Origin of the sequence: Halorubrum ejinorense, assembly GCF_039522565.1 — an archaeon.
Classification (GTDB): Archaea; Halobacteriota; Halobacteria; order Halobacteriales; family Haloferacaceae; genus Halorubrum; species Halorubrum ejinorense.
Genome location: NZ_BAAADQ010000006.1, coordinates 1 through 12403, shown reverse-complemented (window position 1 = coordinate 12403; position 12403 = coordinate 1). Strand labels below are relative to the sequence as shown.

Below are 12403 nucleotides of genomic sequence, written 5' to 3'. Positions count from 1 at the left end.
ACTCGCGCAGGCGCAATGGACGATCTTCAGTCACCCTCACGGTCGCCAATACCGCCGGTCAACGCCGTTGAGCGCACTAGATTTTTATGCCCGGTAGCGTACTGCGTAACGTGTATGGAAAATCACCGCGTTCTCGTCACCGGCGGAGCAGGATTCATCGGTTCGAACCTCGCGAATACCCTCGCGTTAGATAACGATGTCGTCGCCCTCGATAACGGCTACCTCGGAACGCCCGCCAACCTCGACCAAGGCGTCGAGTACGTCGAGGCGGACGTGCTCGACGAGGGACTACCGACGGATGTCGATGTCGTCTTCCATCTCGCCGCACTCTCCTCCCGGCAGATGCTCGAGGAGAACCCGCGCGAGGGCGCCCGCGTCAACATCGAGGGGTTCGTAAACGTCGTCGAACAGGCGTACGAAGACGGCTGTGAGACGATTGTGTACGCCTCGACCTCATCGGCGTACGGCAGCCGGACTGAGCCGAGCCCCGAGGATATGGACCTCGACGCGGCGACCGGCTACGACGCGTCGATGCTCGGCCGCGAGCGATACGCCGAGTACTACAACAACTTCTACGACGGACTCTCGCTCGCCGGTATGCGGTTCTTCTCCGTCTATCAGGGGTACAATGGTAACGAGGAACACAAAGGCGAGTACGCGAACACTGTCTCGCAGTTCGCGGACAAGATCGCGGCCGGCGAATCACCGGTGCTATGGGGCGACGGCTCCCAGACCCGCGATTTCACCCACGTCGACGACATCGTTCGCGGGCTCGAGGCGGCCGCGGACCACGACCTCGCGGGCGTGTACAACCTCGGCACCGGCGACCCGTACTCGTTCAACGAGATGGTCGAGCTGATCAACGACGTGCTCGGTACTTCTGTCGAACCCGAGTACGAACCGATCCCGCTGAACAATTACGTCCACGACACGTGTGCCGACATCTCCCGGATCCGCGAGGGAACGGGCTGGGAGCCCCGGATCCCGTTCGAGGAGGGCGTCCACCGCGTCTGTGAACCGTATCTCGTCACGCAGTAGCCTCTACTGTCCCCTTCTTACTCACCGATAACGTTGCTGACCGGGACTGGACTACAAACCGCTCGTCGCGGTTGTATCACACTCCGTACCCGCCTTCTCCGTACCCGCCACCCGCACCGTATCCAGCGACAGATATGACTTCAATTCTCGTAGCTCCCATCGTGACCACGACAACCACGGCCAACAGCTGTCGTCGTCGCATCACCGATTAGTTACTCCATATTTGTCCAAATAGCAGTCTAGTAGATTATATATCCGGCACATACCAACAGATTGGTTGGTTTATTACAAATATTTTTATACAAGTCTTGGCAGATACCATAGTGATAGACTCGCATGGACTGTGACCCGTTCGCCTGTGATTGGACCAATAAAAGCCGATCCGACCGGCGGTGGACACGCTCCCGATACCGGCTGACGGCGCCGCTCCCATGTGTCACGAACGCAGCAGCAACTAAACCAAGGTAATGACGTCGACAGACGCACGAGGAACGCAGTCAGTAGACCCAGTACAGCAGCCCGGGGAGCCGGAGTCGCTTCTTGTCGGGCCAGACGCCGACGTGGACCCGACGGTCAGCGTCGTCATGCCAACAATGAACGAGGAGGAAGGCGTCGCTGAATGTATCGACCTCGTCAAAGCTGCGGTCCGCCAGTCAGGGTATCGCACAGAAGTCGTTATCAGCGACGACTCGACGGACCGTACTCCCGACATTGCGCGAGAAGAGGGCGCAGTCGTCGTCGAGCCCGATGAACCCGGCTACGGCTACGCCTATCGGTACGCCTTCGCGCGTTGTCGCGGCGAATACATCATTATCGGTGACGCCGACACCACGTACGACTTCGAACAGTTCCCGCGACTACTGGAACAAGTCGTTGAGGGCGACGCCGACATGGTCATGGGGAGCCGCTTGGAGGGCGACATCAAGGACGGCGCTATGCCGGCACTCCACGAATACGTCGGGAACCCGCTGTTGACGAAGTTCCTGAACGTGTTCTACGGCGCGGGTGTAAGCGACGCACACTCCGGATTCCGGGCGTTTCACGCCGACGTCCTCGACGACCTCGATCTTGAGACGACAGGGATGGAGTTCGCTTCTGAGATGATCATGGACGCGGGCGCGCGAGATCTTACGATTAAAGAAATCCCGATCACGTATCACGAACGCGAGGGCGAAGCCACCTTAGAGAGCTTCCGCGACGGGTGGCGGCACGTCCGGTTCATGCTGTTGAACGCACCGAACTATCTGTTTTCGCTCCCCGGCGCCGTTCTCGGGCTCGCCGGGGTCTCGCTGTTGCTATCCGGAACTACCGGTGTCACGCTCGGCGGCGTCTCACTCGGAACCACGGCAGCGATCACCGGCTCGTTGCTCGTGCTTGTCGGGTACCAGGCCGCGAACATGGGCGTCTTCGCCACCCTGGCGAGCGATCCGATCCAGCGACCCAACGACGTCGTCACCGAGACCGTCATCCGCCGGATGAACCTCGAACGGCTTTCGACGGTCGGCTTGGCCGCGTTCACGGTCGGCGCGCTGTATCTCACTTGGGGTGCGATCCAGTGGGCCACGGGCAGTATCGCCCTCTTTGCTGCGACCCCTGGCCACGTTATCGCGCTCACGGTGATGATTCTCGGCGTTCAAACCGTGTTCAACGCGTTCTTCATGAGCGCGGTCGACGACACGGTTTCAGCGGCCTAGCGAGCGATCGACGGCATTCGGTACACTCCGCTATCCTCGTTTTCCGGCTGTCGTTCAGCTCTGCTGTATCGCTAGGCGTGTTATCGGATGTCAACGTTAGTGACATCGAATCTAGCGCCGCCGTTCTGACTCTCCGCCACCTCAACCTTCCACCCGTGTGCGTCAGCGATCTCGCTCACGATCGCGAGACCGAATCCGGTTCCGTCGGAAACCGTTGAGAAACCGTTTTGGAACACCTGATCCTCCATCGCTTCTGGAATCCCTGTACCGTCGTCGGCGACGTAAAATGCGTCACCGTCGCCTGTCTCGCCGATCGTCACCGTTACATCCTCTCCGCCGTGTTCGATGGCGTTCCGAATGAGGTTTTCGACGAGCTGTTGGAGCCGAGACGGATCGGCTCGGACTTCTCCGTCGAACTTGATAACGAGCTGTGCGTTCGCAGTCGACACGTTCTGCCAACACCGCTGACACAACGAATCGAACGCTATCCACTGTGCGGCATTGATCTCTTTTCCACTTCGGGCTAGCGTCAAGAGGTTCTCAATGAGCGTTTCCATCCGATCGTGAGCACACATCACTTTCTTGAGCCGCTGACGGTAGTCTACGTCTTGGTCGGCTATGTCATTGTACAGCAGCTCGACGTGACCTGAGGCCACGTTTAGCGGATTTCTGAGGTCGTGACTCACCACCTTGGCAAACTTGTCGAATTCCTCTCTCGCCTCAATGTCCGCGTCAGTCTTCCCCTGATCTGCGGCCTCGCTCGTACGTATCAGGTACCATCCCTCAGCGACTGGCTGCGGCGACCCGACAGATTTGAGCCGCTCGTACGTTCCGTCCCTCTTCCTATGTCGGTACTCGACTGACTTATTGTTCTGATTCTGTTCTTTAGTAAGCGCTTGAAGCATCTCAGATACCCGGTCACAGTCGTCCGGGTGTATGTGTCCCGTGAAGTGCTCGCCTACCAACTCGTCTCGGTCGTACTCGAGGACACGTTCCACTGAGGCGTTACTGTACTTGATTATGCCGTCATCGTCAACGAGCGTGAGAACGCTGTCTGGCCGTAACGGAATCGCATCGAGTGGAATACTCTGATCTGTGGTAATACTACACATACTCGTTGCTCTGTGTACAGTCTGATGAGTGTACCGAATAAACGCATTTTTTGTGTAACATTTGTCAAACTTTTTGTTTGTTTTTGATTCGCTTGCTACGTCTGTGTGGCGTACAGCTCCGCGTATGTTCCGTCGTCAGATAGGAGTTGCTCGTGGGTCCCGTCCTCCGTGATGCTTCCGTCGACGAGTGTGTATATCCGGTCCGCGTCGTCGATTGTCGACAGATCGTGGGCGATACTGATCGTCGCGTACTCGCTTTCTCGGTCGCTGATCCCCTCGTACACGTCGCGTTCGATGTTCGAATCGAGCTCGCTCGTCGCCTCGTCGAGGACGAGGACGTCGGCGTCCTTGAGCAGGGCTCGTGCGATGGCGACCCGCTGTTTCTGGCCCCCCGAGAGCCGCGTCCCGTCCTCGCCGAGTTCCGTGTCGTATCCGTCCGGGAGTTCCGAGAGGAACTCGGTCACCTGCGCAATCTCGCACGCCCGCTCGACTTCCCGACGCGTCGCGTCCTGATTGCCGATTTTCACGTTTTCGATGAGGGTGTCGTCGAACAGGAACGGGTCTTGGCGGACGACTGCGAGTCGCTCGCGCCACTGTCCGATGTCGAACTCGTTGATCGGAGTATCCTCCCCAAGAATTCCACCTGAGTCCGGCGTCTGAAGCCGACCTAACAACGAGACGATTGTTGACTTTCCAGCACCTGACGGGCCAACAAGGGCAATCTTCTCTCCCTTTTTGACGCTAAATGAAACACCGTCGAGCACTCGTTCGTCTTCGTAGGCGAACGAGACGGTGTCAAACGTGACCTCCTGAACGGCACTAACGGGCTTGTCACCGCCTGCGTCCGGAACTTCCATCTCACGCAGGTCTTGTATCCGGGACTGTACGCGGAGGAAGTGTGGAAGCTGACCGTCCAGCTGATAGGTCATCGTATTGATCCGGTTAACGACCGGTGATAGTCGAAAGACGGCAAAAAGGAAGACGCCGAGTTCTCCTAACGAGAGCGGAGTGTACTGAAATCCGACGTAGACGAGGCCGAAGACGACAACTGCGTTCGTGAACTGGTTGAGGTTTTTTAATCCGGCTTGGTTCCGCTGTAACCTGACGCTGTCACGAACGTAGTCATCCAACACATTCTGCATTCGATCGACCAACGACGGACGCATATTGAACAGGCGAACGTCTCGCATTCCCTGGGTGCTCGTCTGTGCGATCGTTTGGAATCGCTCGTTGGCATCCGCGACGTCATCCCCGGCCGTGTACGCGGGTTCGAGCCCGTATCTCACGGCCAGTGTGCTCGTTCCTAGGGCGACGACGGCAATCAACGTCAGCATCGGCGCCAGCACCGCGGCGACGAGTAAGTAAATCGTTCCTCGTAACAGTATTTCGACGAGGTTGAACACTGCCATGGCGATCCCGGCAGACCGGTTCGTCTCTGTGACTAGGCTGTTCAACAGGTCGTCTGACCCGTGGCGATCGATGTACTCTATCGGTCCGTACATCAGCGCATCGAACAGTTCCTTGCGTAGGTGACGCTGATATCCGCGTCCGAGGATCGCTCGGAGCCACGCTGTGAGGAAGCTCAATCCGAATCGCACGCCCATGACGCCGCCCACGCCGAGAATGAGATACTCGAGTGTGAACGGTAGTCCGATGAGCGAATATATACGCACGAACGTTCCGAGGAGACCTTCCGTGTCACTCGGTGCCGTTGATGACTGCGTAATCTCGATGATCGGGAGCAGGAATCCCAGGCCGATACCTTCGAGAAGCGCCGTTATGAGACTCAAGACGACGATTACAACCCCGAGTCGAGGACGAAACTGCGCGGCATCGCGGACTGCGGACAACTTTTTGCGAGCAGTAACCTCCATATACCTCAATATGACGACGGGATGGTAGAAGTATTCTCCGGCCACACGTTCGTTCCAATCTTGGAGAACGTTTATCATTAGTACAAACAACTACTGACGTGAGATGTCTGTCACGTTCGCACCGGGATACCTCGACTGTGTATGGTTCGCGCACGGTCAAGAGCAATGAACGGAAAATTCCTTGTTCACATCTCTGACACCGCTCACGGGTGCTCGTACGCACTGAATCTGTAATATAGACTGATGACAGAGACACCGACTTCCGAGACGGAGTTCGTATTCGGACTTCTTGAACGGGTCGGCGACCCGGACGCGGTAGCGGATCGACTCCGAGAAATCGGCAACGATCTTCCGGATTGGGAGGTAATACTCGAACTCGCTTCGCGGCACCGTCTCCACTCACCCCTCCGACGGACACTTGAAAGCGTGGCGGTGGACCATCCCCGATCTATCGACGAAACGCTGGACGCTCAGCACCGCCGGAACTCGATCGAAAACCTCCGGCATAGTAGACAACTGTGTGACATCATCGACCTGTTCGAATCGAACGACATCGAAGCAACTCCGTATAAAGGCCCGATCCTAGCAGAAGCGGCGTACGGGTCTATCGGAGACCGGTCGTTCGGTGATCTTGACCTACTCGTCGCCCCAGATGATGTTCGTTCAGCCGCGGAGCTACTCGAACGGCACGGTTACGAACGGACAAACTTCTCCGATATACCTGTCGAGACGCTCGTCAACGGAACGGTGTTCCGCTGGGGGAAAGAATTCCGGTTCGTCGATCGCGACGGCGGTCTCCCCGTCGAGCTTCGGTTCGGTTTCATCGGTGGACGCAGATCGGACCACAGCATCTTCGCAGACCTCCTGGACCGTCGGACTCCGACCGACCTTGCCGGACGCACTGTTCCGGCCCTCTCTCCCGAGGACCGCGCCTTGCTGCTGCTCGTTCATGGCACCAAACACGGCTGGCGACAACTCTCGTGGGTGTACGATGTCGCCTTGGTACTGGCCGGCGAACGAGAGATCGACTGGGAGGCGGTGACGACGCGAGCAAGGCAGTATCACTGGTTGAACGCAGTGCTGTACGGAGTCTCCGTCGTCACCGAGCTAACCGGACTGTCAGTTCCGGATCCGGTCCGATCTGAACTGGAGTCGTCGCGACTGTGTTCTGTGGGCGCGCGCCGAACCGTTGCCATGCTACGGGCAGACCCGATGGCGGACCTGACGTTTTTGGAACCAATCACGACCGCGGCATTCCTGAACGACAACTTGCGGGGATCGGTTACCGACGCCGTCAACGAAGTTCTGGCACCGCGAAAGGCTGATTACCAGTGGCTCCCGCTCCCCCCTCGATTCCACCGACTGTACTATCTCACTCGACCTTGTCACCTTTGTGTCAGCACGATCAAACGGATCGCGCGTCGATAGCACCGCTTCCGCGTGATATTTGATGATCTCCCGTGGATCAGTCCGACGTTGAACGTTAAACATCACTTAAATGGTTGTTTTAAACATAATCCGGCGTCAACTGATCGGTCGACCTACAGACGGTCTCGGGATTTATTATACTCCACGAAATACCTCTCACAAGTCCAATATGAGTTCAAACACGTTGCCGACGTCGACAACGGCAGTTGCCGTCGAGAGCGCCCTCTCAACGACGATCGACGGTGAGACGGTGATCCTCCATCAGGACATCGGGAAGTATTACGGGCTCAACGAGGTCGCGACATTCGTCTGGGAACTGCTCGAAGAGCCACGATCGGTCGAGGAGCTCTGCCGGACAGTTGCTGAGAACTACGACGTGGAATACAGTCACTGCCGAAGCGACGTTGAGGATCTGCTCGTCGACCTCGCTGAGAAGGACCTCGTCCGGCTCGACACATCATAATATATGAGACGATACCGCACTTTCCGGGCTTTTCTGTCGTCACGCCCCGGCGATCAGCTGAGAGTAGCTCTCTCGGCCCTACTGCTCGTTTCGGTTTCTATCGGGTTCATAATCGGGTCGTTCTCTCGGATTAGACACTCCCTATTACGATTGTGTGGCCCGGCCTCCCTGTTCGTTCCCGGTAATCCCGCTGCCGAGCGGGTCGTCTCGGCCGTCGACGCGGCGGACCGTCAAGTCCCCGGGGATCGCACCTGTTTGATGCGTTCGTTGACCGCAGAAGCCCTGCTTCGGCTCTACGGCTTCACGCCGGAACACAGGATTGGCGTTACAAAGGCGACGGACACCGAAATGAAGGCACACAGTTGGCTCGAACTCCGAGACGATGTGTTGATTGGTGACCTAGAGAATCTGTCCCGGTACGAGCCGCTTCCCTCGTTAGAGATGGTGGATCGAGTATGAGTGGGTTTGTTGCGCTGTTCGATCGCGGCGGCGGTGAGTACGCCCCTGACGACCTTCGCACGATGCTGTCCACTATCAGTCATCGCGGACCCGACGGAAGCGGAGCCTGGTACGACGACGGCGTTGCACTCGGCCACCAGCAACTTCAGTCGACGCCCGAGTCCCGGTTCGACGACCAACCGTACAGGGACGGAAGCCTCACTGTCGCTGGTGACGTCCGACTCGACAATCGCGCGGAACTGTTCGAGACGCTCGACATCACCGACGAGCGTGGACAAGTCCCGGACAGCCACTTGTTGTTGGCGGCGTACCGGCGGTGGGGGACACGCTGCTCGGAGCACCTGATCGGGTCGTTCGCCTTCGTCATCTGGGACGCAAACGACGGAGTCGCATTCTGTGCGCGCGACAGGTTCGGCGTCAAACCATTCTACGTTTACCCGGGCGATGAGGTGTTCGCTGCCGCTTCCGAAATGAAAGCGCTCCTCGCGCTCCCGTTCGTTTCTCCGGCAGTCGACGAGGTGAAGATCGGGGACTTCCTCGAAGGCACGTTTCACGACAAGGAGCGCGCGTACTACCAGTCGCTGCGCCGGCTCCCTCCCGCACACGCGACGACGGTTCGTACAGACAGCGTTGACGAATGGCAGTACTGGGACCTCGATCCGACGCGGACCGTCACGCTCGAATCGGACGCGGCCTACGAACGCCGGTTCCGCGAGCTGTTCGAACAGGCGGTCGACTGCCGCCTCCGGTCGAGTGGGACCGTTGGTACCTCGCTCAGCGGCGGGCTCGACTCTTCGTCGATCACGGTCACAACCCGGGAACTGCTTTCGACCCAGGAGCCGCTTCACACGTTTTCGAACGTGTACGACGAGATTCCGTCGGCCGACGAGCGGGAGTTCATCGAGTCGGTCACAACGAAGCCGGGTTTCTCTCCACACTACGTTTTCCTCGACGATGTCGGACTCTTCGAGGACCGAGAGCAGATGTTCGACCACTACGATCTCCCGCCACATGACACGATGCACCACGCTATCTGGGAACGCGTCAAGCGTGCCGATAGGGAGGGAGTCGATGTACTGCTCGAAGGTGCGCTCGGAGACAGCGCGACCGGCTACGGACTCGGGCTCTTCGCGGAGTTACTCCGCACGGGGCGGTGGCGGCACCTCCGTCGCGAGACGCGCGCGATGGCCGAAATGCTTGACGTGGCTCCGCACCGGGTCCTTTTCCACCACGCGGTGAAGCCGCTCGTTCCGGACGCGGTGCGACACGTCTATTCGAGATTTCACGGATACGGAGGCGTTTACGAGCCTGATAATCCGACTCTTGATCCCGAATTCGTCGATCGAGTCGCCCTTCAGGACCGACTCCGGGACGCCGGTGACGAGGGATCCGTCCTCAGGGAGACGGCCCGGCGTCGGCAGCGTCGGTCGTTGCTGTACGGAATGATACCGGCGAGTCTGGAGACGACCGACCTCGCGTTCGCCGCCTTCGGACTCGAACCTCGCTACCCGTTCACAGATAAGCGGCTCGTTGAATTTTCTCTCGCGATGCCACCGTCCCAGCAGCTATCAGACGGATGGACGCGCTCGATCGTCCGCCGCTCGCTTTCTGATATCCTCCCAGAGAAAATCAGAACTCGTCAGTGGAAGACCGACATGAGCGAGGCCGTCGAAAACTCGCTGTCACTCGAGCGGGCCGACCTCGAACGAGCGATCGCGGATCCGACCGAACTGGAACCGTATCTGAACACGACCGAGCTTCAGGCGGCATTCAGTAGATTCCCCGACGAGGCGGACACTCACGACGTTCGGGCGCTGTTCCGGATGCTTTCGCTCACCAACTGGCTCGAAACTCTCGGCGATGTCGACTCGAAAACTTCACACGGGCCGCCTGTTACCCCACATGGCTGATATCTATCATATTTCACCTTATTCATCGTTGTACACTCAATGAGGTTGAAGAATCGTCTCACCGGCGTCAGATATATATTCACCACTTTTAAGTTAATGACAGTGTACCATACTTTGGTGATGGCTGACAACCAGTCCACAAATCGTTACGACTCCCCCCGTGTTACGGAGTACGGGTCAGTTGAAGCGATAACCGAACAGTCGAACAAGGAAGGTAACGAGACGGACCAGTACAGTGAAACCACTCCCCTAGTCGGGTCGATCGTCCCGGCGTAAGGAGTTCTCCGAAACTCAGTCTGAAACCGTGTCTCTCGGCCTGACACGGTTTTGTATATTTTACTCGATTTCGCGCCTATCTACTGGAACAGATCGCGCCCGAAACCGGTAATGTAAATCCTCCCTTCTATCAGCGGCCACGGATGGCGAACTTGGTGTATTGCGATGTCATGTTGTACGATGGAGCGAATCTACACTTACCGCCTTTTGCCCACAATTATAAATAATATCAAAGCAGTGTATGTATCGTGATGTCTGGGCAACAATACGGCTCACCCGAGGTCACTGAGTACGGGTCGGTAGAAGTTGTCACTCAAGACCTCAACAAGGATGGATTAAGCGAAGACCAGTACACTGACGACACCAACGGCCAGATTGTGGGGTCGGTAATAGACGCCCCTTGAGGCCGGTCAAGTGTGACCAACAAAAGTATCGTTCCGAAACCAACTTTCATCTGATGTCTGCCGCTGACTCAGTCTCTCTTTCTCATATTTCAAGCATTTTTCACGTCTTTAACGACTAAATCAACGGCTGATTGTAATCGTCGATGGTCGCGTGGTCGTTTCAACTTGCGGACTGGAACGGCTTCGATAAACCGTGAACACTGGTCGAAATGAATCGGCGAGCGATTGGTGTCTGAGAGGAGTCCGCGAGCGTGTGTCTGTGCGATCAGGCTCAGAATCTGCTCACGAACCGGGACCGAGTCGAACGCGCACGTTTCTCCATCTACCAAGAGATAACAGCCTCGTAACGGGACCGGTTCCGAGGTCGTCTCGACATGAAGGAGATGTTTTTCGTACCACGACTCTTCCGATGGTTTCGTCGTTTGTTGGACGTCGAGGGCTGCTGCCGCGTCCGATTTTAACCGGAGCTGTGGAACTCCGGGAACCACTATCGGCCCGTTATCGTTAAAACGAATCGCGACGACATCATCTTCTAGCACGGAGTGGCCCTCGGCGCCGAACGCCGCAGCAGTGGTGGATTTACCCGCCCCTCTCGGACCGATGAATATCACCGCTTGACCATCTACCGAGACGGCGCTCCCGTGAAGCACGAGGTGATCGCGCTGGTAGAGTACGAGACCGAGTAGTTCGTTTTCTATCAGTCGTCGGAAGAACTCTCTCTCCCCCGCATTCGTATCTACTGGGTCACATACGATTCGGGTTCCCCCTTCGACCAGGAACGATCCGATAGAGTCGTACGTTAATCGGACGGCCTCCGGAGCAGCGGTGATCCGGCGTCCACCGGTCCCCTCCACGTTCTCCGGCACGTGTTCGACGGCCCCTCGAACGATCTCAACGTCCGGTTCAGCTTCATCCAAGTCGATCTCTGAGAGTTCCGGTAGCTCGAACTCAGATCGAAGTCGCAGATCGTACGCGGAGTAACGATACATTTTGATTATCGTCAACCATGTGATCGGCCGGCGCCAATGTAAGTGTGGGTGTTTGCCACGGATTACTCACGCGCTCAAACGACGAAGCCGTCAGGACTCAGTTATCCGTGACCGTTGTGGGTTGTTGGCTCTGTTGAAATCCTATTCTTCAGATATACTTTCGCCTGAAACAGCCGGTCGATGAGAGCTGCCTATGGCTCAATCGGACACCCAATTGTGTTCGAGTTGCCCATCGACGAGGACTCCACCATCACCCCTTACAGTCACGCGATGTGTTGATAGTTCAAATTGAAGCCTCCAGCTGTTGTCGCTGTGTCTTGCGAGTTGTTTCACAGCATCCGGTTCAATATAATCCGCAAGTACAATATCCAACTCACCTGAGTCGATGCCTTTGTGGTCAGCAATCGATTCAACAATAGACGTGGTTACAGTCTCACACTGCTTTGTTGAATCCGATGACGGCGTGGGGATCACTGTTTGAGAGCCTGTTCGAGGTTGTAGACTGCGGCGGTCAACACGAGCTCGCGGAACTCGCGGTACCAAGCGCGAGGGTGGACAGCGGGGCCGAATCGACGCTTGATGGCCGAAAAGGCAGTCTCGGCCATCCAGCGCTGGCCGTATAGCCCGCTGTCCAACCGTGCGTTGTGCGCGTGATCGTACGCAGCGAACAACCGGTGACGCAGCAGGGGTCGGACGCCCTCTGATCGGAGGGCGTCCCGGAGAGATTGGTCGTCATAGCCTTTGTCGCCGGCGAGA

At 57.4% G+C, this 12403-nt stretch carries 13 protein-coding genes; 8 read left to right on the top strand and 5 right to left on the bottom strand.

Going from position 1 to position 12403, the window contains the following annotated elements; translation table 11 throughout:
* Positions 1–114 precede the first annotated feature (114 nt).
* A complete protein-coding gene (locus ABDZ89_RS07435; RefSeq protein WP_343777921.1) occupies positions 115–1038 on the top strand; it encodes an NAD-dependent epimerase/dehydratase family protein in 924 nt (307 codons plus the stop codon).
* A gap of 467 nt (positions 1039–1505) precedes the next feature.
* Positions 1506–2732, top strand: coding sequence for a glycosyltransferase family 2 protein (locus ABDZ89_RS07430; protein ID WP_343777919.1), 1227 nt, complete (start codon positions 1506–1508; stop codon positions 2730–2732).
* Between the two features lie 80 nt (positions 2733–2812).
* Here ABDZ89_RS07430 and ABDZ89_RS07425 read toward each other — a convergent pair whose 3' ends face one another.
* A complete protein-coding gene (locus ABDZ89_RS07425) occupies positions 2813–3844 on the bottom strand; it encodes a sensor histidine kinase (protein WP_343777917.1) in 1032 nt (343 codons plus the stop codon).
* A gap of 95 nt (positions 3845–3939) precedes the next feature.
* Entirely contained in the window at positions 3940–5796 is a 1857-nt protein-coding gene (locus ABDZ89_RS07420) for an ABC transporter ATP-binding protein (RefSeq protein ID WP_343777915.1), read from the bottom strand.
* 165 nt (positions 5797–5961) lie between these two features.
* Between ABDZ89_RS07420 and ABDZ89_RS07415 the strand changes: the two genes are divergently transcribed.
* The 6 genes from ABDZ89_RS07415 to ABDZ89_RS07390 all read left to right on the top strand — a co-directional run bounded on the left by ABDZ89_RS07415 (position 5962) and on the right by ABDZ89_RS07390 (position 10658).
* A complete protein-coding gene (locus tag ABDZ89_RS07415) occupies positions 5962–7146 on the top strand; it encodes a nucleotidyltransferase domain-containing protein (protein ID WP_343777913.1) in 1185 nt (394 codons plus the stop codon).
* Positions 7147–7315: 169 nt separating this feature from the next.
* The gene (locus ABDZ89_RS07410) at positions 7316–7609 is read left to right on the top strand and encodes a PqqD family protein (RefSeq protein WP_343777912.1); all 294 of its coding nucleotides are present in this window, start codon (positions 7316–7318) and stop codon (positions 7607–7609) included.
* Positions 7610–7612: 3 nt separating this feature from the next.
* Positions 7613–8068, top strand: a complete 456-nt coding sequence (locus ABDZ89_RS07405) for a lasso peptide biosynthesis B2 protein (RefSeq protein ID WP_343777910.1) — start codon at positions 7613–7615, stop codon at positions 8066–8068.
* Positions 8065–9978 (top strand): asparagine synthase-related protein, encoded by a 1914-nt coding sequence (locus ABDZ89_RS07400; RefSeq protein ID WP_343777909.1) that lies wholly within the window; start codon positions 8065–8067, stop codon positions 9976–9978. The genes ABDZ89_RS07405 and ABDZ89_RS07400 overlap by 4 nt, the downstream gene beginning before the upstream one ends.
* 120 nt (positions 9979–10098) lie before the next feature.
* Positions 10099–10254 (top strand): putative RiPP precursor, encoded by a 156-nt coding sequence (locus ABDZ89_RS07395; RefSeq protein WP_343777907.1) that lies wholly within the window; start codon positions 10099–10101, stop codon positions 10252–10254.
* Between the two features lie 251 nt (positions 10255–10505).
* A complete protein-coding gene (locus ABDZ89_RS07390; RefSeq protein WP_343777906.1) occupies positions 10506–10658 on the top strand; it encodes a putative RiPP precursor in 153 nt (50 codons plus the stop codon).
* Between the two features lie 89 nt (positions 10659–10747).
* Here the strand turns inward: ABDZ89_RS07390 and ABDZ89_RS07385 are convergent, their stop codons facing one another.
* From ABDZ89_RS07385 to ABDZ89_RS07375, 3 genes are all read right to left on the bottom strand, one after another.
* Complete coding sequence (locus ABDZ89_RS07385; protein ID WP_343777905.1) at positions 10748–11662, bottom strand: hypothetical protein; 915 nt, start codon at positions 11660–11662, stop codon at positions 10748–10750.
* A gap of 183 nt (positions 11663–11845) precedes the next feature.
* Positions 11846–12121 carry a HalOD1 output domain-containing protein gene (locus tag ABDZ89_RS07380; RefSeq protein ID WP_343777903.1) on the bottom strand — a complete coding sequence of 92 codons (276 nt, stop codon included), beginning with the start codon at positions 12119–12121 and terminating at the stop codon, positions 11846–11848.
* Positions 12118–12403 (bottom strand): transposase (locus ABDZ89_RS07375; RefSeq protein WP_343777901.1); only part of this gene is annotated, 286 nt, incomplete at its 5' end. The genes ABDZ89_RS07375 and ABDZ89_RS07380, both read right to left, overlap by 4 nt.

Excerpts from the sequence above, each read along its gene's own strand:
- ABDZ89_RS07420 (WP_343777915.1), bottom strand. The coding sequence starts at position 5,796 with ATGATAAACGTTCTCCAAGATTGGAACGAACGTGTGGCCGGAGAATAC.
- ABDZ89_RS07435 (WP_343777921.1), top strand. The coding sequence starts at position 115 with ATGGAAAATCACCGCGTTCTCGTCACCGGCGGAGCAGGATTCATCGGT.
- ABDZ89_RS07400 (WP_343777909.1), top strand. The coding sequence starts at position 8,065 with ATGAGTGGGTTTGTTGCGCTGTTCGATCGCGGCGGCGGTGAGTACGCC.
- ABDZ89_RS07410 (WP_343777912.1), top strand. The coding sequence starts at position 7,316 with ATGAGTTCAAACACGTTGCCGACGTCGACAACGGCAGTTGCCGTCGAG.
- ABDZ89_RS07430 (WP_343777919.1), top strand. The coding sequence starts at position 1,506 with ATGACGTCGACAGACGCACGAGGAACGCAGTCAGTAGACCCAGTACAG.
- ABDZ89_RS07415 (WP_343777913.1), top strand. The coding sequence starts at position 5,962 with ATGACAGAGACACCGACTTCCGAGACGGAGTTCGTATTCGGACTTCTT.
- ABDZ89_RS07405 (WP_343777910.1), top strand. The coding sequence starts at position 7,613 with ATGAGACGATACCGCACTTTCCGGGCTTTTCTGTCGTCACGCCCCGGC.
- ABDZ89_RS07395 (WP_343777907.1), top strand. The coding sequence starts at position 10,099 with ATGGCTGACAACCAGTCCACAAATCGTTACGACTCCCCCCGTGTTACG.
- ABDZ89_RS07425 (WP_343777917.1), bottom strand. The coding sequence starts at position 3,844 with ATGTGTAGTATTACCACAGATCAGAGTATTCCACTCGATGCGATTCCG.
- ABDZ89_RS07390 (WP_343777906.1), top strand. The coding sequence starts at position 10,506 with ATGTCTGGGCAACAATACGGCTCACCCGAGGTCACTGAGTACGGGTCG.